General features: G+C 66.1%; 24 protein-coding genes. 12 read left to right on the forward strand and 12 right to left on the reverse strand.

Going from position 1 to position 25,060, the window contains the following annotated elements:
* Positions 1–88: 88 nt before the first annotated feature.
* From ASE61_RS17355 to minE, 7 genes are all read left to right on the forward strand, one after another.
* Entirely contained in the window at positions 89–1,690 is a 1,602-nt protein-coding gene (locus ASE61_RS17355; protein WP_061968955.1) for an ABC transporter substrate-binding protein, read from the forward strand.
* Positions 1,691–1,867: 177 nt separating this feature from the next.
* A complete protein-coding gene (locus ASE61_RS17360) occupies positions 1,868–2,809 on the forward strand; it encodes an ABC transporter permease (RefSeq protein WP_061968957.1) in 942 nt (313 codons plus the stop codon).
* A gap of 13 nt (positions 2,810–2,822) precedes the next feature.
* On the forward strand, positions 2,823–3,704 hold the full coding sequence (locus ASE61_RS17365) for an ABC transporter permease (RefSeq protein ID WP_061968959.1): 882 nt from the start codon (positions 2,823–2,825) through the stop codon (positions 3,702–3,704).
* A gap of 110 nt (positions 3,705–3,814) precedes the next feature.
* Complete coding sequence (locus ASE61_RS17370) at positions 3,815–4,816, forward strand: D-cysteine desulfhydrase family protein (protein WP_061968960.1); 1,002 nt, start codon at positions 3,815–3,817, stop codon at positions 4,814–4,816.
* 286 nt (positions 4,817–5,102) lie between these two features.
* Positions 5,103–5,837 (forward strand): septum site-determining protein MinC, encoded by a 735-nt coding sequence (minC, locus tag ASE61_RS17375; protein ID WP_061969170.1) that lies wholly within the window; start codon positions 5,103–5,105, stop codon positions 5,835–5,837.
* A gap of 34 nt (positions 5,838–5,871) precedes the next feature.
* Positions 5,872–6,687, forward strand: coding sequence for a septum site-determining protein MinD (minD, locus tag ASE61_RS17380; RefSeq protein WP_061968962.1), 816 nt, complete (start codon positions 5,872–5,874; stop codon positions 6,685–6,687).
* A complete protein-coding gene (gene minE / locus ASE61_RS17385; RefSeq protein WP_061968964.1) occupies positions 6,684–6,950 on the forward strand; it encodes a cell division topological specificity factor MinE in 267 nt (88 codons plus the stop codon). The genes minD and minE overlap by 4 nt, the downstream gene beginning before the upstream one ends.
* Positions 6,951–6,983: 33 nt before the next feature.
* On the opposite strand, the gene ASE61_RS17390 is transcribed toward minE, so the two are convergent.
* From ASE61_RS17390 to ASE61_RS17400, 3 genes are read right to left on the reverse strand one after another with little or no spacing between them, the layout of a single operon-like run.
* Positions 6,984–7,502 (reverse strand): hypothetical protein, encoded by a 519-nt coding sequence (locus tag ASE61_RS17390; RefSeq protein ID WP_061968965.1) that lies wholly within the window; start codon positions 7,500–7,502, stop codon positions 6,984–6,986.
* A 55-nt stretch (positions 7,503–7,557) separates the two neighbouring features.
* Positions 7,558–8,481 carry a LysR family transcriptional regulator gene (locus ASE61_RS17395; protein ID WP_061968967.1) on the reverse strand — a complete coding sequence of 308 codons (924 nt, stop codon included), beginning with the start codon at positions 8,479–8,481 and terminating at the stop codon, positions 7,558–7,560.
* Entirely contained in the window at positions 8,478–9,353 is an 876-nt protein-coding gene (locus tag ASE61_RS17400) for a LysR family transcriptional regulator (protein ID WP_061968969.1), read from the reverse strand. The genes ASE61_RS17395 and ASE61_RS17400 overlap by 4 nt, the downstream gene beginning before the upstream one ends.
* A 115-nt stretch (positions 9,354–9,468) precedes the next feature.
* On the opposite strand from ASE61_RS17400, the gene ASE61_RS17405 reads away from it, so the two are divergent.
* Genes ASE61_RS17405 through ASE61_RS17420 form a run of 4 tightly spaced genes read left to right on the forward strand, consistent with a single transcriptional unit; the run spans position 9,469 to position 13,751 of the window.
* Positions 9,469–10,995, forward strand: coding sequence for an ABC transporter substrate-binding protein (locus ASE61_RS17405; RefSeq protein WP_061968971.1), 1,527 nt, complete (start codon positions 9,469–9,471; stop codon positions 10,993–10,995).
* A gap of 43 nt (positions 10,996–11,038) precedes the next feature.
* A complete protein-coding gene (locus ASE61_RS17410) occupies positions 11,039–11,974 on the forward strand; it encodes an ABC transporter permease (protein WP_061968973.1) in 936 nt (311 codons plus the stop codon).
* A gap of 4 nt (positions 11,975–11,978) precedes the next feature.
* Positions 11,979–12,791: an ABC transporter permease gene (locus ASE61_RS17415; RefSeq protein WP_061969172.1), complete on the forward strand. Its 813-nt coding sequence runs from the start codon at positions 11,979–11,981 to the stop codon at positions 12,789–12,791.
* A gap of 36 nt (positions 12,792–12,827) precedes the next feature.
* Positions 12,828–13,751 (forward strand): serine hydrolase, encoded by a 924-nt coding sequence (locus tag ASE61_RS17420; RefSeq protein WP_061968976.1) that lies wholly within the window; start codon positions 12,828–12,830, stop codon positions 13,749–13,751.
* Between the two features lie 46 nt (positions 13,752–13,797).
* Here the strand turns inward: ASE61_RS17420 and ASE61_RS17425 are convergent, their stop codons facing one another.
* Genes ASE61_RS17425 through ASE61_RS17455 form a run of 7 tightly spaced genes read right to left on the reverse strand, consistent with a single transcriptional unit; the run spans position 13,798 to position 21,067 of the window.
* Complete coding sequence (locus tag ASE61_RS17425) at positions 13,798–15,510, reverse strand: GMC family oxidoreductase (protein ID WP_244492891.1); 1,713 nt, start codon at positions 15,508–15,510, stop codon at positions 13,798–13,800.
* A 31-nt stretch (positions 15,511–15,541) separates the two neighbouring features.
* Positions 15,542–15,973 (reverse strand): GlcG/HbpS family heme-binding protein, encoded by a 432-nt coding sequence (locus ASE61_RS17430; protein ID WP_061968980.1) that lies wholly within the window; start codon positions 15,971–15,973, stop codon positions 15,542–15,544.
* Between the two features lie 2 nt (positions 15,974–15,975).
* Positions 15,976–16,884, reverse strand: a complete 909-nt coding sequence (locus ASE61_RS17435; protein ID WP_061968982.1) for a carbohydrate ABC transporter permease — start codon at positions 16,882–16,884, stop codon at positions 15,976–15,978.
* A complete protein-coding gene (locus ASE61_RS17440) occupies positions 16,884–17,747 on the reverse strand; it encodes a carbohydrate ABC transporter permease (RefSeq protein ID WP_061968984.1) in 864 nt (287 codons plus the stop codon). The genes ASE61_RS17435 and ASE61_RS17440 overlap by 1 nt, the downstream gene beginning before the upstream one ends.
* A gap of 53 nt (positions 17,748–17,800) precedes the next feature.
* Entirely contained in the window at positions 17,801–19,117 is a 1,317-nt protein-coding gene (locus ASE61_RS17445; RefSeq protein WP_082617502.1) for an ABC transporter substrate-binding protein, read from the reverse strand.
* A 26-nt stretch (positions 19,118–19,143) separates the two neighbouring features.
* Positions 19,144–19,890 carry a GntR family transcriptional regulator gene (locus ASE61_RS17450; RefSeq protein ID WP_061968987.1) on the reverse strand — a complete coding sequence of 249 codons (747 nt, stop codon included), beginning with the start codon at positions 19,888–19,890 and terminating at the stop codon, positions 19,144–19,146.
* On the reverse strand, positions 19,871–21,067 hold the full coding sequence (locus tag ASE61_RS17455) for a mandelate racemase/muconate lactonizing enzyme family protein (RefSeq protein ID WP_156407137.1): 1,197 nt from the start codon (positions 21,065–21,067) through the stop codon (positions 19,871–19,873). Before ASE61_RS17455 ends, ASE61_RS17450 begins: the two co-directional genes overlap by 20 nt.
* Positions 21,068–21,390: 323 nt before the next feature.
* Between ASE61_RS17455 and ASE61_RS17460 the strand changes: the two genes are divergently transcribed.
* Entirely contained in the window at positions 21,391–22,998 is a 1,608-nt protein-coding gene (locus ASE61_RS17460) for an FMN-binding glutamate synthase family protein (protein WP_061969174.1), read from the forward strand.
* 45 nt (positions 22,999–23,043) lie between these two features.
* Here the strand turns inward: ASE61_RS17460 and ASE61_RS17465 are convergent, their stop codons facing one another.
* On the reverse strand, positions 23,044–23,727 hold the full coding sequence (locus tag ASE61_RS17465; protein ID WP_200959655.1) for an HD domain-containing protein: 684 nt from the start codon (positions 23,725–23,727) through the stop codon (positions 23,044–23,046).
* A 38-nt stretch (positions 23,728–23,765) separates the two neighbouring features.
* Positions 23,766–25,055 carry a TRAP transporter large permease gene (locus ASE61_RS17470; RefSeq protein WP_061968991.1) on the reverse strand — a complete coding sequence of 430 codons (1,290 nt, stop codon included), beginning with the start codon at positions 25,053–25,055 and terminating at the stop codon, positions 23,766–23,768.
* Positions 25,056–25,060 lie beyond the last annotated feature (5 nt).

The following is a 25,060-nucleotide window of genomic DNA, read 5'->3' on the forward strand; positions in this document are numbered from 1 at the left end:
AAGGAACAGGAGAGACGAAGCATGACCCGATGAGGGCCAGACGAGGCGAATGCCCGCGGTCCTCTAATGCAACGAGGAGGAGAACGACATGACCACGACACGCCGACGTTTCGTTCAAGGCGGATTGGCAACCGGCGCGCTCGTCGCCGCACCGGCCACGATCCGCGCCCAGACCACGCCTTCAGCAGCCCGCACCATCCGCGCCGTCCTGCACGGCGATCTTCGCGTCTTCGATCCGATCTGGACGACGGCGAACATGACCTCCTATCACGCAGGCATGGTCTACGACACGCTGTTCGGCGTGAACGACAAGTTCGAGCCGCAGCCGCAGATGGTCTCGAAATGGTCGCTCTCGGACGACCGAAAGACCTATACGTTCGAGCTTCGCGACGGCTTGCGCTTCACCGACGGCACGCCTGTCACCGCCAAGGACTGCGTCGCCTCGATCCGGCGCTGGGGCGCGCGCGATGGTGGCGGCCAGCACATGATGGCGCGCCTCGCCGATACGCCGGTGAAGGACGACAAGACCTTCCAGATCGTGATGAAGGAGCCTTACGGGCTCGTGGTGGAATGGCTCGCCAAGGCCGCGACCAATGTCTGCTACATCATGCGCGAGAAGGAGGCCGGAACCGATCCGAACCAGCAGATCAGCACGATCCTCGGCTCCGGGCCGTTCCTGTTCAACGAGGGCGCGGTCGTCCAGGGCCAGCGCTACGTCTACGACAAGAACCCGAACTACGTGCCGCGCTCGGAGCCTGCGGTCTTCACCTCGGGCGGCAAGGTCGTGAATGTCGACCGCGTGGTGTTCGAGAACATCGCCGACGAGGCGACCGCGATCGCCGCGATCCGGGCCGGCGAGATCGACATGATCGAATACCCCAATGTCGACCTGCTCGACTCGCTCGCCGGCGAGAAGGACATCAAGCTTGAGGTGCTGAACAAGCAGGGCCAGCTCGGCTGGTGCCGCGTCAACTGGCTCCATCCGCCATTCAACAACGTCAAGGCCCGCCAGGCCATGCTGCATCTCATCCACCCGACCGAGGTGATGAAGGCGACCTTCGGCGACGAGAAATATTTCCGCGGCTGCTCCTCGCTGTTCGGCATGGGCACGCCGATGGAGAACGACGCCAATATCGACTGGTTCAAGACCGCGCCGGACATCGAGAAGGCGAAGCAGCTCGTCAAGGAATCCGGCTATGACGGCCGCCCGGTCGTGGTGCTGCAGGCAACCAACATCGCCTATATGAACAACGCCGCCAACCTGGTCGCGCAATGGATGCGCCAGGCCGGCTTCAACGTCTCGCTGCAGGCCTCCGACTGGGGCGCCGTCGTCACCCGCCGCGCCGTCAAGGCCGCGCCGGACCAGGGCGGCTGGAACGTGTTCTTCACCTCCGGCTCGGTCAACGCCTTCGGCAATCCCGTCTCGCTCAGCGGCCACGCCGCCAATGGCGAGAAGGGCTGGTTCGGCTGGCCGAGCAATGAGAAGCACGAGCAGCTGCGCGACAAATGGGCCAGCGCCCAATCGGATGCCGAGCGCAAGCAGATCGCTCGCGACATCCAGCAGAACGCCTGGGATTTCGTGCCGCATGCGTATTTCGGCCAATGGTTCCAGCCGGCGGCCCTGCGCAACCTCACGGGCCTGATCGGGATGCCTGAACTGATCCCGTTCTGGAACGTCAAGAAGGGCTGATTTCAGCCCGGCCGCGAACCCACCCACGGAGTCCGCCCCTCGGCGGGCTCCGCTTGCCCAGCCGTCTTCAGCTGATCGTGCCGGCAGCGCGAGGGCGAGCACGCGATACCGTGCCCGAGCGGGGCCTGCCGACCGTCCCGCACCAGACAAGCAAGCCGACGGAGGACGACCGACGCAATGCTGAGTTATCTCGTACAACGCCTGGCATCGACCCTTCTTGTGATGACGCTGGTCGGCATCTTCGTCTTCCTGCTGCTGCATCTCTCGGCGGGCGACCCCGCCGCCATCATCGCCGGCGACTACGCCACGCCGCAGCAGATCGCCACGATCCGCCAGCGGCTCGGTCTCGACGATCCGCTGCTCGTCCAGTTCGGACGCTGGGCGCTGCGCGTCGTGCAGGGCGATCTCGGCGTCTCGATCTTCACGAGCACCCCGGTCTCAGCCCTGATCCTGCAGCGCCTGGAGCCGACCTTGTCGGTCGCGGTGCTGACCATGATCTTCGCGGTCTCGATCGCGGTCACGCTCGGCGTGCTCGCCGCCTGGAAGGCAGGCCGGCCGGTCGACCGCCTGCTGATGGGCTTTTCCGTGCTCGGCTTCTCGATGCCGACCTTCGTGGTCGGCTACTGCCTGATCTATGTCTTCGCGATCGAATTGCGCTGGTTGCCGGTGCAGGGCTATCGGCCGATCATGGACGGCATCGGCCCGTGGTTCCTGCACCTCGTGCTGCCGACGATCACGCTCGGCCTCGCCTATGTCGCGCTGATCGCGCGGATGACCCGCGCTTCGGTGCAGGAGGTGCTGGAAGAGGACTATATCCGCACCGCCAATGCCAAGGGTGTTCCGGCGCGAACCATGCTGATGAAGCACGCGCTGAAGAACGCCGGCGTGCCGATCATCACTGTGATCGGCATTGGCGTCGCCCTGCTGATCGGTGGCGTCGTGATCACCGAAACCGTGTTCAACATCCCCGGCATCGGCCGCCTCGTCGTCGACGCGATCTCGAAGCGCGACTATCCGATCATCCAGGGCGTGATCCTCGTCTTTTCAGGCGTCTATGTGCTGATCAACCTCGCGGTCGACCTCTCCTATTCCCTCATCGATCCCCGCATCCGGCATTGAGGAGGCGAGACCGATGACCGCAATCGATACCTCGACCGTCCCTGCGCCCGCCCCGGGCAACCGTCTGGCTCGCTTCGGCCGGTTCGCGCGCCGCAACCCGACGATGCTGATCGGCGCCGCCATCCTGATCTTCTTCGTCGGCATCGCGATCATCGCGCCCCTGATCGCGGGCGATCCGATGCTGAAGCTGCCGACGCGGCGCCTGCAACCGCCCTCCCCCGAATTGCGCTTCGGAACCGACCAGCTTGGCCAGGATGTCTTCGCACGCACCGTCTACGGCGCCCGTGTCTCGCTGATCGTGGGCCTGAGCGTCGCGACGATCTCGATCCTGATCGGCCTGACGATCGGGCTCTTCGCCGGCTATTATCGCCGGTTCGACGCGATCGTCATGCGCCTGATGGACGGCTTGATGGCGATTCCCGCGATCCTGCTCGCCATCGCCATGGTCTCCCTGAACCAGGGCAGCATCGGCATCGTCATCGCGGCGATCTCGATTCCGGAGCTGCCGCGCGTCGTCCGGCTCGTCCGCTCGATCGTGCTCAGCGTCAAGGAACTGCCCTTCGTCGAGGCGGCGCGAGCCTGCGGCGCGAAGACACCGCGCATCCTGTTCCGGCACATCATGCCGAGCACGATCGCGCCATTGATCGTGCAGGCGACCTATATCTGCGCCTCGGCGATCCTGGTGGAGGCCTCGCTCTCCTTCCTCGGCGCAGGCGTGCCGCCGGAGGTGCCGAGCTGGGGCAACATGATCGCCTCGAGCCGGCTCTATCTCGCCCGCGCGCCCTGGACGATCTTCTGCCCGGCGATCGCGCTCGCGCTCGTCGTGCTGGCGGTGAACCTGCTCGGCGACGGCCTGCGGGACCGGCTCGATCCGCGCCTGTCGCGGCGGCTGTAGCCTCAAGCCGGGATTGCACGCCGGGCATGCGTTCGCACGCCCGGCGAATCTCCAGCGCCGCGCTATGCTGTTCCCGCTAACGACGGCAACGAAGCTGGGAGCCTGCCGGAATGACCCGACCCGAGACGATCCGACTGGCGCTGCTGCCGACGCCCTTCGAGCAACTCCCGCGCCTGTCGCAGGCCCTCGCCCGCGAGGACAAGGGCCCCTCGATCTGGATGAAGCGCGACGACTGCACCGGCTTCGCCGGCGGCGGCAACAAGGTGCGCAAACTCGAATACCTCGTCGCGGAGGCCTTGAATCAGGGCGCCGACACGCTGGTCACCATGGGCGCGATCCAATCCAACCATGCCCGCCAGACCGCCGCAGCAGCCGCCCGCAACGGTCTGGCCTGCGTGCTGCTGCTGACCGATTCGGTGGCGAATCGCAGCGAATCCTACCGGACCAACGGCAACTGGCTGCTCGACCAGATTTTTGGAGCCGAGATCCGCCTGCTTCCGGCCGGCGGGGATGCGACCGCCATCGCGAACGAGGCGATGGCCGGGCTGACGGCGCAGGGGAAACGCCCCTATTTCATCCCGGTCGGCGGCTCCAATGCGCTGGGCAGCCTCGCCTATCGCGACGCCCTTCTGGAGCTGGCCGGGCAAGCCAAGGCCGTGGATTGCGGCATCGACCATATCGTCGTGCCGACGGGCAGCGGCGGCACCCATGCCGGCATTCTCGCCGGCGTCGAGGATGCCGGGCTTGCCTGCCGCGTGCAGGGCGTCAGCGTCTCGCGCTCGTCCGAGCAGGCAGGTGCCATCGTCTCCGGGTTGGTGAATGACATCTATGCGCTGGAAGGCCGGCAGCGGGGCCAGCAGGTCGCGCTTGAGATCGATGATTCGCAGGTCGGCCCCGGCTATGGCCAGCCGACGCCAGCGATGATCGAAGCGGTCGAGCTAGTCGCGCGGACGGAGGGCATCCTGCTCGACCCCGTCTATACCGGCAAGGCGATGGCCGGACTGATCGCGCTGGTCAGGGGCGGTACCATCGGCCCCGACGAGACCGTCGTCTTCTGGCATACGGGCGGCGCGCCAGGACTCTACGCCTATCCGGAAGTGTTTCAGGGGTAGAATCGACCGACGGAATCACTCCGTCGCATCGCTCCCGTCATGGTCGGGCTTGTCCCGACCATCCACGCCTTCCCTCATCAAAAATGCAGCATTCAAGACGTGGATGCTCGCCACAAGGGCGAGCATGACGGCACCCAATTTTGCGCCGTTTTGGCCGGCTCCGTGCCCCGCCAATGACGTGTGGACAGCGTCCCTCGGAGCGTGTCGAGAGAGCCTCTTCGGAGGCGCAGTTTACCCTCTGTTAACCATTTCCTCGATACACCGAAGCAACCGAAAATTTACCAAGATAACCGACGTGTTAACTCAACCCCGGCCCATCCGCCTCAAGGGGCGGTCCTATCTTGCGCTGACGCTGACCCCGGAGCTGCCCTTCGAGGACTGGCTGGCGCGGCTCGACGACCTCGCCTCGCGCTCCGCCGGCTTCTTCCTGCGGCGCCCCGTCGTGCTCGACATCACCGGGCTCGAGATCGACCGGGCGCAGCTGCGGACCTTCGTCAGCCAGCTCGGCTCACGCCAGGTACGGATCATGGGCATCGAGGGCGCCTCGCCTGCCCTGCTCGGCTCCGATCTGCCGCCGGCCATGGCCGACGGGCGCCCGACCTCCGATTTCGAGCCTCCGGCCGCCGCGGCCGAGGCGGCCAAGGCTGAGCTGGCGGTCGCCGAGCCGGTCATGCCGGATCTGCCCAAGGCCGTGCCCTCGATCATCGTGACGCAGCCGGTGCGCTCGGGCCAGTCGCTGGTCTTCCTCGAAGGCGACGTCACCGTCATCGGCTCGGTCGCCTCTGGCGCCGAAATCGTCGCCGGCGGCTCGATCCATGTCTACGGCACCCTGCGCGGGCGGGCGATGGCCGGCACGATGGGCAATGCGGCGGCGCGCATCTTCTGCCGCAAGCTCGAGGCCGAGCTGATCGCGATCGACGGCTACTACAAGACGGCCGAGGACATGGGCCCTGAATTCCGCGGCAAGCCCGTGCAGATCTGGCTCGACGGCGAAGCGTTCAAGGTCGAAGCGCTCGCCTGAGGCGAAGGCATCAACAATCATCAAGGAGCGGTCAATGGGCAAGGTCATCGTCGTCACATCGGGCAAGGGCGGCGTCGGCAAGACGACATCGTCGGCCGCGCTCGGCGCCGCGCTCGCCCAGGGCGGGGACAAGGTCGTGGTCGTCGATTTCGATGTCGGCCTGCGCAATCTCGACCTGGTCATGGGTGCCGAGCGGCGCGTGGTCTACGACCTCGTCAACGTCATCCAGGGCGAGGCCAAGCTCACCCAGGCGCTGATCCGCGACAAGCGGGTCGAGACGCTCTACCTGCTGCCGGCCTCGCAGACCCGCGACAAGGAGAACCTCACGGCCAAGGGCGTCGAGGCGGTGATCGGTGCGCTCAAGGTGAATTTCGACTGGGTCATCTGCGACAGCCCGGCCGGCATCGAGAGCGGCGCGACGCTGGCGATGCGTCATGCCGATATCGCGATCGTCGTGACCAATCCGGAAGTGTCCTCGGTGCGCGATTCAGACCGGATCATCGGCCTGCTCGATTCCAAGACGGTCAAGGCCGAGAATGGCGAGCACATGGAGAAGCACCTGCTGCTGACCCGCTACGACCCGGCCCGGGCCGAGCGTGGCGACATGCTGAAGGTCGACGACGTCCTCGAAATCCTGTCGATCCCGCTGCTCGGCATCATCCCCGAGAGCATGGACGTGCTGCGCGCCTCCAATATCGGCTCGCCCGTCACGTTGGCGGACCAGGGCAGCGCGCCTGCCGTGGCCTATTTCGACGCCGTGCGCCGGCTCAAGGGCGAGGCTCTCCCCGTCTCGGTCCCCGGCGAGAAGCGCGGCTTCTTCGGCAAGTTCTTCGGAAGGAAGGCGGCATGAAACTGCTTCGTCTCTTCTCCCGCGCCCGCTCGGCTCCTGCCGCCCGGGAAAGGCTGCAGGTCCTGCTGGCCCATGAGCGCGCCAGCAATGCCGGCAATTCCGATCTGCTCGGCAAGCTGCGCGACGAAATCCTGCGCGCGATCTCCAAGCACATGCAGATCGACGACGACAAGGTCAGCGTCCGGATGGAGCGCGGCGCCCAGGTCTCGACGCTCGCCGTCGATATTGAGGTCCCCTTCGACGCCGGCAAGAAGGCGGCCTGACGGCCGGACATTACCTCGGGCGTGCGACGGCTCTCAGCCGTTTGCGCGCCCGATGATCGCGTCGACCTCGTCGCGATCGATGCGGCGTCGATCGGACAATCGCCGAGCGATCGCTGCCTGGGCCGCCAGCATCGCCGGGCGATAGAGAATGGCCGTCGCCGCGTTGGCGCAGCGGGCCCGCAGCACAGCCTCATCCGGCGGTTGCAGCAGCGCGATATAGGGCGTCATCTGCTGGAGATCGTCCTCATGGGAGGCGATCTCACCCGGATACCATTTCAAGCCTTCCTCGTTCCAGTAGATCATCTCGCCGCAATACCCGGCGGAAAGGATCGTAATCTCGATCTCCGCGCGCCGGAGATCGATCGGATTGCCGCTCTGGAATCCTCGGCTGTAGGGCTCGAAACAGGTCTCGCCGGAGGAGCCATAAGGCGGCCGCAGCCAGGCATGCGTGATGTAGCGCCGGTGATGCCAGCCGACGATAATATGGCCGGCTTCGTGAAAGGCGCAGGCCGCGCGCCGGATATCGGCTGGGATGTCGCTGAGAATCGGCATTCCGACTGACTGTCACCGGCAGAAGCCTTTGCGCAACCGCAACGTAAGCCGACCGTCAGGGTTCGCTGCTTGGCGCGCCGGTCCCCGGGAGCAGCCCGCTGCCGTGCCCCTCGACGAGGATCTCGACGAAACGCGCCGCCAGACGGGCCAGGGGCCGGCTCCGCACCGTCATCAGGCATATGGTGATCGGCAGTTCCGGCGTCACATCCAACCTGACCAGCCCCTCGAAGCGCTGGGCCTGCGTCAGCAGGCTGTCGATCAGGATGACATCGCCCTGGCGTGCCAGCAGATGCGCGGCGGAAATGCTGTAGGGCACGGTCATGAAGGGTGCATAGTCGAGACCCGCCTTTTCATGAGCGCGCGCGATCAGCCAGCCCAGCGGCGATTTCTCACGATCGAAGCAGATCAGCCGGTGCTCCCGAAGCTCGGGCAAGCTGACCCGGCCGCGACGCGCCAGCGGATCGTCCGCGCGAACGAGGGCGATGATCGAGGCCTGGGCGAAAGGCGTCAGGGCGATGTCGTCGGTGACGCGGGGCGAGAACATCACGCCGAGATCGGCCGCGCCCTTCGACAGCTCCGTCGGTGCATCGCCCATGATCAGCTCGATGCGGGCGTGGGGATATTCCGTCACCAGTCGCCTGATCGCCTGCGCGATGAGCCCCTGGCCGATGCTGGGCGTCGAAGCGATCCGCAGCGGCAAAGCGCGCCCGGACCGCAGATCGCCGACGGCTGCGCGCAAGATGTGCCATTCGTCCTCGACATGGCCCAACGCCGACATCAGGCCGCGGGCCTGAGGGCGCAGGACGAGCCGACCGTCGCTGCGATCGAAGACCGGGATGCCGAGGGTCGCCTCGCTGCGGGCGATGATCTTGCTGACGGCCGATTGCGTCAGATGGAGCTGGCGCGCGGCCTCGACGGTGGTGCCGCAACGATCGACGGCGCGCAGCACCGTCGCGTGCGATGGCGTCAAGGCCTTCATGCGCCATCTCCCACGAGATGTTCGAGCAGGACGTGCGCCGCAGGGTCCAGCGGTGCGCCGTCGCGGTGATGCGCAAAGGCCGTGACGAGAGGGCTCTCGTCGAGCGGACGCACCGCCAGCCCCTGCGTCAGGCCGCTGCTGATGACGAAGCCGTCGACGACGGCGATGCCGACGCCCTCGCGCGCCAGATGGCAGGCACTGTCGGTATGGCGCACGGTGATCGCGATCCGGTCGGACAGGCCAATTCGCCCCAGCGCGTCCTGAAAGCTGTCGGCCAGACTGATGCCGTCGGGCCCGTAGCTGATCAGGCGCTGGCCTTCGAGATTGTCGCGCGCCAGCCTGTCGTGGCCGGCGAGCGGGTGAGCCTCGTCGAGCACGCAGACCAGCGGGCTGCAGCGCAGCACGATGTCGCGCAATCCTTCGGTCGCCATCGGGCCGTAGGAAATCGCGAGATCGACCTCATTGGCGCTGAGGTGGTCGCGGACATGGTCGAACATCACTTCGACGGCGGCTCGATCGGCCAGATCACGGCGTGCGCCGGCGATGGCCGGCGGCAGGATGCTGTGCGCCAATCCCGGCACCGTCGCGATCCGCAGGCGGTCGGCCATGCCGACGCGGATCATGTCGGCTTCGTGGTGCGCCCGGCGCAAGGCCCCGAAGGCCGGGCGCGCGAGCCGATGCAGCTCCAGCGCCTCGGGCGTCGGCGTCAGCCGGCCCTGGACGATCGCGACGAGGCTGAGATCGAGCTCCCTTTCGGCAAGACGCAATGCCTTGATCACGGCGGACTGGCTGACACCGAGGGCCTGGGCCGCTTCACCGGTGCCGCCAAGCCGGACGAAGGCATCGATCACCTGCAGCGCGCCGAGCCTCATCCAGGCTATTCCGTTTGGTTGATAAACTTGCCGAATGTTTCATTTGCGAGACTAGGCGCGCCCGTGGGAGGTTGCAAGCTGCCGCCGGCAGAGCGGCCAAGATCAGGGGATCTCCATGACCACGTTTCGCTCCATGGCATCGGCTGCCGCGCTCGCGCTTTCCATCCTCGGCCCGGCTCTGACCATCGCGCCCTCCAGCGCCTTCGCGCAGGGCGTTCTCAAGCTGGCGCAGACGCAGGACCTCGTCTCGCTCGACCCGATCGCGACCAGCGACAACCCGTCGATCTATGCGCAGCTCCTGATCTACGACACCTTGCTGCGCCCGAGCACGGATGCCAGCAAGCTGGAGCCCGGTCTCGCCGAAAGCTGGACGGTCAGCGATGACGGCCTGACCTATAGCTTCAAGCTCAGGCAGGCGAAGTTCTCGGACGGCACCCCCGTCACCGCCGCCGACGTCGCCTTCTCGCTCAAGCGCGCCGGCAGCGACGCGTCGAGCTGGAAGCGCTTCTTCTCCGGCATCGACGCCATCGAGACGCCGGACGAGCGCACGGTCGTGCTCAAGCTGAAGACCGTGTTCACCCCGCTGCTCAACAACCTCGCCCTGTTCTCCTCGGCGATCCTGCCGCAGAAGGCGTTCGAGGCCGCTCCCGACAAGTTCTTCGAGAAGCCGATCGGCTCCGGCCCCTTCACCGTCGCGGCCTGGAACAAGGGCCAGGCGCTCTCGCTCAAGAAGAACGCGCATTACTGGCAGGCCGGCAAGCCGAGCCTGGACGGCGCCGAGATCATGGTCCTGCCCGAGGGCAACAGCCGCGTGCTGAAGCTGCAGGCCGGCGAGATCGACGCCGCCGTCGAGATCCCGCTCAACCAGATGCAGAGCCTCGGCCGCGCCGGCACGATCAAGACCGCCGTCGCCAACGTGCTGCGCACCGATTTCGTGCTGCTGAACACCAAGAAGAAGCCCTTCGACGATGTCCGCGTCCGCCAGGCGCTGAACTACGCCATCGATAAGGAAGGGCTGGTCAAGGCGCTGCTCTACGGCGCCGGCAAGGTCGCGAACTCGCCGATGCCGCTGATGGCCTATGCCGATCCCGACCTGAAGCCCTATGCGCATGACGTCGCCAAGGCCAAGGCGCTGCTCAAGGAAGCCGGCTATGCCGACGGCTTCAAGACCTCGCTGCTGGTGCATTCCGGCCGGCCGCTGCATCGCCAGCTCGGCCAGGCGCTGCAGAGCGCGCTCGCGCAGATCGGCGTCACCGCCGAGATCCGCCTCGTCGAAGGCGGCACGCATTGGTCGACCACCAAGGCCGGCGACTACGAGATGGCCGTCTCCTACGCCTCCAGCGACACGATCGACCCCGACCAGATGGCCGGCTTCCTGATCGTCAATCCGGAGCGCGCCAACGCCTACCACACCGAGTGGAAGAACGAGCGCGTTAACGAGCTCTACGCGAAGGAGCGCGCCACCAGGGACGGGCCGGAGCGCGGTGCGATGTTCAGGGAGATGGTCAAGCTCTCGCATGACGGGGCGCCGTCGATCTTCCTGTTCTATCCCGGCACGCCTTACGCCTATCGCAGTAATGTCAGCGGGTTCGAGGTATTGCCGACCGGCAATTTCCGCCTCGAAGACGTCAAGCTGAAGTGAGGACGGGGCGGCCTCCGGCCGCCCTGCCCCCAGGCCCGCTGCCATGCTGACCTATATCCTCAAGCGGCTCGTCCAGCTCATCCCGGTGCTGTTCGGCATCACGCTGGCCTGCTTCTTCCTGCTCAGGGCGTTGCCGGGCGACCCGGCGACGCTGCTGCTCGGCGCCCGCGGCGGGGCGGACGAGATCGCTGCGATGAAGCAGCGGCTCGGGCTCGACCTGCCGCTGTGGCGGCAATATCTGCTCTTCCTCGGCGACATCCTGTCCGGCAGCCTTGGCCGGTCGGTCGTCTACGGCCAGCCGGTGATCTCGCTGGTGCTGGAACGCCTGCCGGCGACGCTCTGGCTCGTCGCCTACTCGACCGTGATCGCGGTGGTGCTGACGATCCCGCTGGCGCTGTGGTCGGCGGTGAAGCGCGACCGGGCGCCGGACGTACTGGTCAAGCTCGTCTTCACGGTGCTGCTCGCGATCCCCTCCTTCTGGCTCGGGCTCGTGCTGGTCGTCATCCTCGCCATCGGGGTGCCGCTGTTTCCAACCTCGGGCTACGGCACCGGCCTGTTTTCGCGCCTGCATCACCTGACGCTGCCGGCCTTCGTGATCGCGCTGGCGACGGCTTCCCTGACGATCCGCAGCCTGCGCAGCGGCATTCTCAACGTGCTCGGTTCGGACTATGTCACCACCGCTCGCGCCAAGGGCAACGCAATGGGACGCACCATGCGCGTCCATGTGCTGCCGAACGCGCTGATCAGCTCGATCTCGGTGCTCGGCGCCCATACCAGCTGGGTGATCGGCGGCACCGTGGTGATCGAGACCGTTTTCGCGCTGCCTGGCCTCGGCTCGCTCTTCGTCGAGTCGATCTTCGCCCGCGACTACCCGATGATCCAGGGGCTGACGATCGTCTTCGCCGTGCTGGTGGTCCTGATCAACCTCGCGACGGACATCGCCTATGCGCTGGCCGATCCGCGCATCAGGCTGGATTGAAGCGATGAGCAAGCGCCGCCTCGATCCGACGCTCCTCGTCGGCCTCGTCATGCTCCTGCTGCTCGCCCTGCTCGTCGGGCTGGGCCAAGTCTGGACGCCGCATGACCCCTTCCTGGTCGATTACGGCAACACGCTGCAGCCGCCCTCCGCCACACACTGGCTCGGCACCGACGATCTCGGCCGCGACGTTGCCTCGCGGGTGATGGCTGGCGGGCTGGTCGATCTGCGGGTCGCGCTCATCTGCGTCATGGCCCCGGCGCTGCTGGGCATCGCGATCGGCGCGCTGGCGGGCTTCGTCGGCGGACGGGTCGACACCGTGATCATGCGCATCACCGACATCTTCTGGGCCTTCCCCTTCCATGTGCTGGTGATCGCCATCGTCGGCGTGCTCGGGCCGGGCGAGGCCAATCTCTATCTCGCCTTCCTGCTGGTGAACTGGATCTCGTTCGCCCGCATCACGCGCGGCGAGGTGCTGGTGCTGCGGGAGCTCGAATATGTGCAGGCGGCGCGCAGCTTCGGCTCGACCGATACCCGCATCATCGCCGCGCATATCCTGCCCAACGCCGTGACGCCGTCGATCGTCTACGCCATGGCCGATGTCGTGCTGACGATCCTGGCCGTGACCTCGCTCTCCTTCCTCGGCCTCGGCATCCAGCCACCGACCCCGGAATGGGGGCTGATGATCGCCGACGGACGCCAGTTCATGTTTGACGCCTGGTGGATCGCGACCGCTCCCGGCCTCGCCATCATATACACCGGCGTCACCTTCGCCCTGATCGGCGAGGGCCTCGACACCGCGCTGCGCCCGAAGGGCTGACCCATCCTACCGACCGACCTGCCTTGCGAGACGACCATGAGCTTCTTCACCGACAGTTCCGACCTCAAGCGGATCGGCGCCCTGATCGAGGCCCATGCCGCCCCGATCTATGCCGCGCGCAGCGTCCCCTTCACGCAGTTCGCCTATGTCCTGACCCGGCCGGCGCCGGAGCCCGGCGGCAAGCCCGAGGGCGCCGCTCTCCGGCCGGACTGGCGCGCCTATCCCTGCTCTCTGGTGAAGGTGTTCCATCTCTTCGCCGCGCAATTGCGGCTGGAGGGCGGGCAGCTCTCCGCCCATGGCGAGCTCGACCGCGCCATGCGCGACATGATCCTGTGGTCGTCGAACTCCGCGACGAACTACATCATCGACCTGCTGACGGGCACGACCGGCGATACGCTGCTGAATGACGCCGAGATGGATGCCTGGTGCGAGCGCCGCGAAGAGATCAACCGGATCTTCGTCGGGTTGGGCTGGCCGGAACTCGCCGGCATCAATCTCAACCAGAAGCTGATGGACGACCTGCGCTACGGCCGGGAGAAGATCGCGCTCGACCGCTCGCACGTCGGGCACAACTGCCTGACGCCGATCGCGATGGCGCGATTGATGCACGAGATCTTCAGCGACTCCGCCCTCCTGCCGCCGGCGCGCCTTGCCGCCATCCGCGACCATCTCGCGCGCGATGCCGATCATCCCGAGCGTGGTCGCGGCATCTATCAGCTCCTCGGCTATCTCGGCGATGCGCTGCCGCGGGGCACGCAAATCTGGTCCAAGGCCGGCCGCACGCGCTGGCTTGGTGACGACCGCGCCTCCTTCCGCCGGCATGACACGCTGCGCGCGATCCTGCCTGCGGGGCAGGAATTCCGGCTCACCGTCTTCACCCAGGGCGAGGCCATCGCCGAGGACGAGAGCTTCCTGCCGGCGATCGGGGCACTGGTCGCAACCGAATTGTCGCGAGCCTGACGGCGCATCAGGATGCGTGGCGCGTGCTCCCGCGCGCGCTCGCGGCCTAGCTCGACCGCGCCCTTATCAGATCCGCCATCCGCTCCGCGATCATGATCACCGGGAGGTTGAGGTTCGCGCGCGGCGCGGTCGGCATGATCGATGCGTCGACGACGCTGAGGCCGCCCACGCCGTGGACGCGCCCCGTCGCTCCGTCGACGACCGCATCGGGATCATCGGCCGCGCCCATCCGGCAGGTGCCGCAGCAATGCCATTGGCCGAAGGCATGGGCCTTGACATAGGCCTCGAGGATATCCGGCTCGTTGAGCAGCGATTGCAGGCTGATGCCGCTGGAGACGGCGCGCTGGAAGAACAGCTTTCGCAGCGGCGGCAGGGCATCGATGGCGAGCGCGATCGGCGCTGTGATCAGGTAGTTGCGCAGCGTCTGCCGGCCCAGCGACTTGGCAAAGCCGCTATAGCTCGAAGCGCCCGGCATCTCGACGATATCGGCCAGCGGGCGGGTGGCGAAGAGCCTGGCCATCAGGTGTACGGCTGCGCCCATGCGCTGGAGGTCGCGATAGTCGGAGAGATAGTTGAAGTCGGCAGTCGCCTCCTTGCGCGGATCCGATGAGACCAGCCGCACCGCGCCGCGCGAATGCGCCTTGTTGATCCAGGAGATGATCGTGCCTATCCGGGGGCCCAGCGGATGCCAGGCCGACTTCGCCGCAACCATCAGGAACATGTCCGAGGGCCCGCATTCCTCGACGCCGGAGCTGTAGCGCATGCCCACATGGATGTGCCGGCGCGTCGAATTGCCCAGCCGCGCGGCCGGCTTGATATAGCCCGAGAGCGAGATGCCGGGGTGCTCCTGCAGATTGGCGCCGACGCCACGCAGATCCGCATGGACCTCGACGCCGAGCGAGCGCAGATGTGCCGCCGGGCCGATGCCGGAGCGCATCAGGAGAGCCGGCGAATGCATGGCGCCCGACGAGACTACGACCTCCCGCGCCGCAAGACGCTCCTGCCCGCGCCCTCGGGCGATGTCGACGCCGACGACCTGCCTGCCCTCCATCGCCAGCGAGAGGACCTGGGTATCGGTCATGATCGTCAGATTGGGCCGGCGCCGGGTCGCGGCATCGAGATAGGCCATCGCGGTCGAGACGCGGTGCTGGCCGTTATTGGACAGCGTGATCGCGAAATGGCCGTCGCCGAAGGCGCCGTTCTGGTCCTTGATGTCGGGATAGCCCTGGGCCTCCATGGCAGCCTCGGCCGCGATGGAAAAGGCCGGCCAGCGCTCGCGCGGGATACGGTGCACAGGGATAGGCCCGTTCTTGCCGTGAAGCGGCCCCGCATAGTCGAGATCCGTTTCGGCCTTGATGAAATAGGGCAGCACCGAGCTCCAGTCCCAGCCCCAGGCGCCGGCCTGTCCCCATTCGTCATAGTCGTCCGGGGTGCCGCGATTGGCGATCTGGCCGTTGATGCTGGAGCCGCCGCCGATCAGCATCGGCTGCTCGTAGCGCTTGAGCGGCGGCCGGTTCGCGGCATTGTGCAGATGCGGCTGCGTCTGGACCATCAGGTCCGGCCAGTGGTTCTGGGGGTCGAAGGCCGCCTTGCCGGGATAGGTGTCCAGGATCGCAGAGCCTTCCTCACCGGGCTTGAGGTCGCGCCCGGCCTCGATCAGCAGGACCTTTCGCGCGGGATCGGCTGACAGGCGATTGGCCAGGACGCAGCCGGCCGAACCGCCGCCCACGATGATGACATCCCACATGATTTGGCTCACGATGCTTGCGTAGACAGAAGACATGCGCGGATCAGGCGGAGAGCCCGAGCGCCTCGAAGGCAGCGGCTCCGGCTTCGGCGACCTGCTGGTCTTGGACCGTCGAGCCGGAGCTCACGCCGATCGCGCCGACCACCTGCCCCCCGATGCGCAGCGGTATCCCGCCCGCGAGGGTGGTGAAGCGCCCGCCATGCAGGTTCTGGAGACCGAAGCCGGGCTCGCCCGGCAGGGTGCGCGCGGCGATCGCCCTGGTCTCGACCTGCGCGCCCGACGCGCTGAAGGCCTTCGCCAGCGCGATCTCGATCGAGGTAAACTTGGCGCCGTCCATGCGCCGGAACGCGACGAGGTGGCCGGCGGCATCGACGATCGCAATGTTCTGCGGCACGCCCATCCGCGCCGCTTCTCCCGCCGCGGCGGCAATGACGATATCGGCTTCGTCGCAGCCGATGTTCAGAACGCTGTGCATGTCTAGCCCTTGACCGAGCCCTTGGTCAGGCCGGACACGATCAGGCGGCTGAGCAGGGCGAATGCGATGAGGATGGGAAGGATGGCCAGCGTCGCGGACGCCGTCAGCGGCCCCCATTCGCGCCCGAAATAGCCGATGAAATTGTAGATCGCAGGCTGAATCGGCCGCAGCGCCGGGGTGTCGACCATCACCGAGCCTGCGACGAATTCGTTCCAGCAGGCAACGAAGGTCAGCACACCAGCCGCCCCCAGTGCCGGGCGCGTCAAGGGCAGCATCACGCGCGTCAGAATCTGGAAATGCGTGGCGCCGTCGATGATCGCGGCCTCGTCGAGCTCGCGCGGGATGCTCTCGAGCGAGCCCTTGACGATCCAGATCGCCATCGGGAGTTGATAGGCGGTGTAGATCAGCGGCAGCGTGAACCAGGAATTGGTCAGGCCGAGGCGCGTGAAATAGAGATAGTTCGGAATCAGCAGCGCGGCTGCGCCCAGCGACAGCGGAATGCTCGCAACCACGAGCATGAACAGCGCCCGGCGCAACGGGAAGTCGAAACGGTCGAAGGCATAGGCGGCCGGCAGGGCCAGCGCCAGCACGCTCGCCACGGTCAGCACGCTGTAGAACACGCTGACCCGCATGTTGCCGAGAAAGCCGCTGTCGACGACGCGCTGGTAGTTTTCGGCCGTCGGGATGAAGTCGAGCAGGACCGGAGGTGTCCTGAACAGGTCCGGTTGCGATTTCAGCGAGGTCAGCACGCCCCAGAACAGCGGCAGCAGGTTGAGGCCGGCCAGCACCGCGAACAGGCCGGCGATCACCAGGCCCAGCATGCCGGGCAGGACGATGCGGGACCGGCCCGGCACGGCTGCCTGCTGCACGGCGACCGGCCTGGGATGCGAGGCGGAAGACGCGGTGCTCATCACGCCTTCCACTTCGCGAGGCGGACATAGGCGAGGACGAGGATAATGTTGCCGGCAAACATCGCCAGCGCGAGCGCAGTGGCGGAGCCGAGGTCGAAATTGACGAAGGCGCGCTCGAACACCTCGATCGGCAGGATGCGCGTCGCGTCGCCCGGCCCGCCGCCGGTCAGGACGAGCGGCGTCTCGACGGTGTTGAGATTGGACAGGGTCAACACGATCGTCACCAGCAGCAGCGGCGTCTTCAGCAAGGGCAGGACGATCAGCCAGAAGATCTGCCAGCGGTTGGCGCCGTCGATCTTGGCGGCTTCCTCATAGTCCTCGGGAATGCCCTTGAGCCCCGCGAGCAGGATGATGACGGCATAGCCGAGCCGCTTCCAGACGGAGACGCCGATCAGCAGGGCCATGGCGCTGCCGGGACTGTTGAGGAGCTGCATGTCGGCAATGCCCGCCATCCGGACCAGCGACCCCGCCAGCCCGATATCGCTCACGAACACCCAGCGAAACAGCAGGGTGGCGACCACCGTCGAGATGATCCAGGGCAGGATGACGATCATCTGGACGACGAAGCCGAGCCGCTGGCCGAGCCGGTTGATCCAGACCGCCAGAGCGAGCGCAATGACCAGCGTCAGCGCGACGGCAGCGCAGGTGAACACCGCGCTGCGCTCGAGCGTGGCCGCAAGCACGGGGTCGTCGAGCAGTCGCGCGTAGTTCTCCAACCCGGCGAAGTCCGTCGGCGCGCCGTACTGGATGCGAAACAGGCTGAACCAGAAGCCGTAGAGGACCGGCGAGAACAGCACCAGCATCAGCAGCGCCATCGCAGGCAGCACGTAGTTGACGCCGGTGAGGCGCGAATACATCGTCATCAAGAGCGATCCCCGGTCGAAGGCGGAGCCTTTTGGGCTCCGCCCGGGTGACGTCAGCGATTGTTCTGGCGATTGAAGCGGGTTTCCGCCTCTTCGAGGGCCGCCTTGACGGAAACGCCTTCCACGATGATGCGCTGCGTCGCCTTGTTCAGCGCCTGACGGTAGCCGCCGACATTGAACTCGATCGGGGTCAGCCAGCCATATTTGCTCGCGCCCTCGGCGGCGACGCGGATATAGCCGTTGCCAGGCTGGTCGACGAAGGAGGCTACGGCCTTGGCCGTCGAGGCCATCAGGGGCGATTGCCCGCCGACAGTGACCCAGATCTTCTCGGCTTCCGCCCCGAGCATGTAGTCGACGAACCTGCCGGCCTCCGCCTTCTGCGTGCCCTTGGACCAGACGCCGACGGCCCAGCCGGCCATGACGGCGGGAGAATGAGCGGTCTTGCCATTCCCGGGCCAGAGCATCAGGCCGACATTCTCCTTGCCGAGCTTGGCCTGGAGCGTCGAGACGCGCACGCTCGGGCCCTGGATCATCGCGACGCGGTCGGAGGAGAACTGCTCGAACAGATCATCCACCGTCCAGGTCGCCGATTGAGCCGGCGAGACGTTGTATTTCTTGATCAGATCGGTCGCGAAGGTCATGGCCGCGACGCCTGCGGGACTCGCGAAATTGGCCTTGCCGTCGGCCTTGAACAGCTGCTCCCCCTCGCCGAGGAGATAGGGAATCATCATGTGCGGGTCGGCCTGCTGCTCGCTGAAACCCTGGGCGAAGCCATAGCGCGTCACCTGGCCGGCGGCATTCTTCACCGTCAGCTTCTCCGCGGCGATGCGGAGGTCGTCCCAGGTCTTGATCGAGGCCGGGTCGATGCCGGCGGCCTTCAGCAGGTCCGCCCGGTAGACGATCGAGATGTAGTTCGGCGAGGCGAACATCGCGTATTGCTTGTTGCCCTTCTTGGTCAGGTCCCAATAGGCGCTGGCATGGTCCTTGACCTGCTCGGCCGGCCATTTCCCGATGAACAGCTCGTTGAGGTCCGCCAGCGAACCCGAGCCGATCGCGTCGCCGAGGAAATCGGTGACGACCCAGCTGATGTCGGGCGCATTGCCGGCGCGATGGGCGGCCAGGAACTTCGGCGTCATCTGATCCCAGACCTGCGTCTCGACGACGATGTTGGTGCCGGGGTTCGCAGCCTCGTAGTTCTTGATGATCTGCGCCAGAGCGACCTCGCGCGGCGACGTCCCGGTCGCGCTCAGGAACGTCCACATTCGGATCGTCTTCGTCTGCGCCGAGGCCGGGGCCTGCGGAATCAATGCGCTCGCCAGCACGCAGCCGAAAGCCGCGAGCGTGTTCAAAAGCTGACGTCTCTTCATCATGGGTTCCTCCCCGAAAATATGGCCAATTAGGTTCGGCTCTGTGCGAGTTCTTCGATCAGATTGCGGGCCTTGAGATCGGCCAGCGCATCCTTGAGCGAGCGGCCGAGATGGGCGCGCACCGCCTTGGCGTAGTCGTTCGGATTGCGGTCGCGCAGCGCCGCGAGGATCGCCCGGTGCTCGACGGCCTCCGAGGCGTGCCGCCCGCGCCAGGATTCGATGCCGCGCTGGATCCAGGCGTTGAGCACCTGCATCTGGATGCCGCGATAGGTCGAGAGCAGCAGCGCATTGCCGCTCAGCTCCACGATCTGATGGTGGAAGCTCGCGTTCTGCTCGTGCCGATCCTTGTGCGAAATGGCTTGCGGATCGACTTCGAGACGGCGCTGGACCTCCTCGATCCGGTCGATCGCCGTGCCGTCGAGCGTGCCGTCCCTGAGCCGCTCGATCATCAGCTCGCCGGCCATCAGCTCGATCGCCAGCCGCACCTGCCAGAGGTCCAGGACCTGCTTGGCATCGGGATCGCGGATATGATAGCCGCGCCGCTGGATGACCTCGATGAAGCCTTCCGCCGCGAGCCGCATCAGGGCCTCGCGCACCGGCGTCAGACTGACGTTGAAATGTTCGGCGAGCTTCTCGGGATAAAGTCGCGCACCCCGCTCGAAATAGCCGAACACGATCATGTCGAGCAGCGTGCGCCGCAAGGTCTCGGCGAGCGTCTCGCCGGGCTTGCCGACGAGATCACCGAGGTCGCCGGGGCTACGCACCAAGATGGACATGGGCCCGCTCCTCTGTCTCCCCCAGGCCGTTCACGGCATAGCGGGACAAACGCCCGAGATCCGGCTCGCCGCCGTGACCGGGGGTATCCTGGGCGACGAGCTGTCCGCCTTCGGTGATGAGCGGGCGCACCGCCATGTTGTCACGCAGCGGATTCAGCAGGCGGTTCGCCTCATAGGCATGGACGGCGGGCGCGGCCCGGCAGGTATGCACGGCTGCCGAAACAGCGACGCAGGTGCCAACGCCATGGGGCGCCATGCGGATGCCGGAGCGCGCGCAGAGCGCGCCGATCGCCATCAGCCCGGACACGCCACCGGCACGCGAGATGTTGGGCTGCAGGAAATCGACCGCATCGGCGGCGACGAGCCTTGCATGAGCGTCCAGCGTGAAATCGTTCTCACCGGCCGCGATCGGCACGGGCGAGGCCTTGCGAACCTGCGCCAGCGCCTGCGGATCATCGGGCGGCACGGGTTCCTCGAACCAGCCGATATCGTAAGGGGTCAGCGCCTTCGCGACCGTGATCGCCGTCGCGACGTCATAGGCACAATTGGCATCGAGATAGAGCGCCGCGCCCGGCCCGATCTCGCCGCGCACGGCGGCGATGTGCTCGATGTCGGTCGCAAGGCCGCGGCCCACCTTGAGCTTGATGGCGGTATAGCCCTGATCGAGATAGGCACGCGCCGCGCGCGCCGATTTGTCGGGGTGATCCTGGAATCCGACCGGACTGACATAGGTCGCGACCGGCCCCGGAGAGCCACCGAGCAACGTCGCCAGAGGCAGCCCGGCGGTCCGCGCCTTCAGATCCCACAAGGCGATGTCGACGCCGCTCAGGGCCTCGATCGCCGGGCCGCGCGTGCTGCCCATCGCCGTGAAATAGCGCTCCAGATCGCCAAGCATCTCCCTGGGATCGGCGATCGTCGCCCCGATCAGCGCTGGAGCGATGACACCGTTGATGATCGCAGTGGCAGCACCGGCATGGGGCAGACCGAAAGCCTCGCCATAGCCGATCGCCCCGTCATCGCTTTCCACGACGACGAGCGTCGCGACCTGGCCGGTGCGCGGGATGCGCCGAAAATGGGCGGCCGGGGCCAGCAATTCCGCCGGCACCTTGTCGATCCCGCCGAACACATCCGCAAACCGCGCTTCGAGCTGAATGGCTCTGAGTCGAGAAATCTTCAACACCGGCTCCTCCAATATTATAAATTATAATTTATTTTTTTTGAGAGGAGTCAAGCGGCACGTGCGGCCTGAAGGTTTATCCGAAAAGGCCGCCGCTTTGACGATCTGCGATGCTGATCGGAAGTATCGCTCCGAACGGCGGCGCGCCAGGGAGCCGGTCCCTTCCGAAGCTATGTTTGGGGGTGCAAGTTTATCCTCTTGCGACGGGGACCTGAAAGGCTGGGGCCCCCAGCCTTTCAGGTCCCGCCGCTCAGTTCAGCCAACTCGCCATGGCGATGCGCCGAGGCTACAACGGTCCGCTGCTGTTCGGACGGGTTCTCGATATGACATTGCGATTGAGTCGGTTCACGACGCTCACATTATGCCTTCTGGTCGCGCTCTCGACGCTTCCCCTGGCCTTCCGGTATCACTGGCTATGGGTCCCGGGGATGCTCGCGGCTCTTCTGGCGCTCGTCGGGTTATGGGACCTTGTCCAGACCGGGCACGCGATCCGCCGCAACTATCCGGTGATCGGCCATATCCGCTGGTTCGCGGAACTGGTCCGTCCCGAGTTGCGCCAGTATCTTTTCGAGGCTGACGAGGAAGCCGCCCCGTTCTCCCGATCGCAACGCTCGCTGGTCTATCGCCGGGCCAAGGGCATCGCCGGCGACCACCCCTTCGGAACCATGCTCGACGTCTATCGAGAGGGTTACGAATTCATCGGGCACTCGACGCGCCCAGCGCCGGTGGCGGATCCCGACAGCTTCCGCATCACCATCGGCAACGACCAATGCCGACAGCCCTATTCGGCCTCGGTCTTCAACATCTCCGCCATGAGCTTCGGCTCGCTCTCCGCCAACGCGATCCGCGCGCTGAACACCGGGGCGCGTCTGGGGAATTTCAGCCACGACACCGGCGAAGGCAGCATCAGCCCCTATCACCGCGCCGGGGGCGGCGACATCGTCTGGGAGGTTGCGAGCGGCTATTTCGGCTGCCGCGACGAGCAGGGGAATTTCGATCCCGACCGCTTCGCCCGCCAGGCGGCCGACGCCCAGGTGAAGATGATCGAGATCAAGCTGAGCCAGGGAGCCAAGCCCGGCCATGGCGGCATTCTGCCGGCGCCGAAGGTTTCCCCCGAGATTGCCGAGACACGAGGCGTTCCGGTTGGGCTCGACTGCATCTCGCCGTCGAACCACAGCGCATTCTCGACACCGCTCGAAATGATGGGCTTCATAGCGCAGTTGCGCGCGCTTTCAGGCGGAAAGCCAGTCGGCTTCAAGCTTTGCCTCGGCCATCCATGGGAGTTCATGGGCATCGTCAAGGCGATGCTGGCAAGCGGCGTCGTGCCGGACTTCATCGTCGTCGACGGCGCCGAAGGTGGCACCGGCGCCGCACCGGTGGAGTTCAGCGACCATATCGGCCTGCCGATGCGCGAAGGCCTGCTGTTCGTTCATAACGTCCTCGTCGGCGCGGGGCTGCGCGATAGGGTGAAAATCGGCGTCGCAGGGCGCATCGTCAGCGCCTTCGACATCGCCAGCGCGCTGGCGATCGGCGCGGACTGGACGAATGCGGCGCGCGGTTTCATGTTTGCCTTGGGCTGCGTCCAGGCGCTGTCCTGCAATACCAATCGCTGCCCGACGGGCGTCGCGACCCAGGATGCGGTTCGTCAGCGGGCGCTTGTCGTTCCCGACAAGGCACAGCGCGTCCACCTCTTCCACGCGAACACCCTCAAGGCTTTGGCGGACATGCTGGCCGCAGCCGGCCTCACCCACCCGTCCGATCTGGGTCCTCACCACCTCGTCCGCCGCGTCAGCGCGACCGAAATTCGCCTGTTCTCCGATCTCCATGTCTTTCTGGAGCCCGGCGAACTCACCTCCGGAGAGTGCGAGCACGCATTCTATCGCCGCAACTGGGACGCCGCCCGCGCCGACAGCTTCGACAGGCTCGCGTGAATTCGCCGAAACCCCGCCTGCCGAAGCGGCGGGGTCCTTGTGCGATCAAGCCTTGGCAGATTTTGGCTGCCCGCTGACGCCTCCGGTCATGCCGTCGAGCCAGGTGTCCGTGGCAGCAAACTGGCGCCCGGCCTCCACGGTCTTCCAGAATGTCACATCGGCCCAATGAACGATCGTATTCTCGAGACTGCGCTCGAGGAGTTCCCCCTCGGCAGAATGCGCCGCGGCGATATGAGCGACGGCCTCGGGCAGGTCCATGGCGAAGCAGATGAACACCCCGTAGCCGGGATGGCGCACCGACGGAAAGCCGACGGCATATGAGTCAGCCTTCCAGCGCTTGACGTTGTCGGGCTGGAACTCCCAGACCTTGCCGATGTCGTGGCAGAGCGCGCCCGCGATCAGGATATCGCGATCGTAGCGGAAATTGGGGAACAGGCCCGCCATCTCCTCGGCCGTCTTGACCGCAAGGCGGCAAACCGAGCGCATATGGTCGCATTGCGTGCCGGTCAGGAGCGGGTTCGAGTCGTAATTGCCCGATGGCTTCATGTCGCCGATCTGCGTGAAGCCATGGGCTTCGAGCGCTGCAACCCAGGCATCGATGACCTTGTCGCGCAGGTCGCGATCCTTGATCCATTCGATCTCCGGCATCTCGGCGATGCGGGCGGCACGTTTGGCGTCGGTGATCTCGATCGACTTGCCACGCATTGTCACGGTTCGCGGGTAGCTCACAGCATTCTCCGAATTGAAGATCAGGCGTTGGACGAGGGTCACTGCGCGCCGATCAGGCGTGGCAGCCACATGACGATGTCGGGGGCGACGATGATCAGGACGATCATCAGGAGCAGGCTTCCGATGAAGGGCAGAACGCCGAGAATGACGTCGCTGATGACGCCGCGCCCTCGCACCCCCTGCACGACATAAAGATTGACCCCGACCGGCGGCGTGATCATCGCGGTCTCGCAGAGCAGGACGACCATGATGCCGAACCAGACCGGGTCGAAGCCGGCTTGCACCACCACCGGGACGATGATCGGGATCGTCACGATCATCATCGGCAGCGGCTCCATGAAGCAGCCGAGAACGAGATAGAAGATGATGATCGCGACCAGCGTGCCCATCGGCCCCAGCCCGAGGCCGGTGATGAAGCCGTTCAGCGCGGCAACGAGGCCGATCGCCGACAGCACGAAGTTCAAGAAGAAAGCCGATGCCACGATCAGCATGATCATGGCGGATGTCCGCATCGTGCCATCCAGCGCTTCGAGGATCATCCTGACGGACAGCTTGCGGTTGATCGCCGCCAACGCGATCGCCACGACGACGCCCAGTGCAGCCGATTCCGTCGGAGTCGCGAAGCCTGCATAGATGCTGCCGATCACGATCACGAAGATGAACCCGGGAGGAACAAGTCCGCTCAGGCTCTCAAGGCGTTCCTTCCAGGAGGTTTCGATCGCGCGGCCGCGCCATTCCGGCCGGACGAGGCAGCAGATCAGGATCGTCGCCATGAAGATCAGCCCGAGCACGATCCCGGGCACGAAGCCGGCGAGATAGAGCTGCGGCACGGAGGTCTGCGTCAGCCAGCCATAAATGATCAGGTTGATCGATGGCGGTATCAGGATGCCGAGCGTGCCACCGGCGGCAATGGTGCCGAGGAAGAGTCTCTCGCCATAACCATAGGTCTTGATCACCGGCGTCGCGACGGTTCCGATGGTCGCGGCCGTCGCCACGCTCGAGCCCGAAGTCGCCGCAAACACCATCGAGGCACCGATATTGGCGTGCATCAGCCCGCCCGGGAGCCAGGCGAGCCAATGGCTCATCGAGCGATAGAGTCGATCCGCCATGCCCGAGCGCAGCAGGATCTCCCCGAGCAGCACGAAGAGCGGCACGCTGACGAGGATGGCATTGGTCGAGGCCGACCAGATGACCTCGCCCATGGCGAGATAGATCGGCATCGGCGAGAACGCCGCCCCCAGCGACAATGCCAGAAGCAGAAGCGCGGCGCCGACGGGAATGCTGAGGCCGAGCAGGAGGATGAGGAGGCCGAGCGAGGTCTGGACCATGGCCG

This window comes from Allobosea sp. Root670 (assembly GCF_001429415.1).
GTDB lineage: Bacteria > Pseudomonadota > Alphaproteobacteria > Rhizobiales > Beijerinckiaceae > Allobosea > Allobosea robiniae.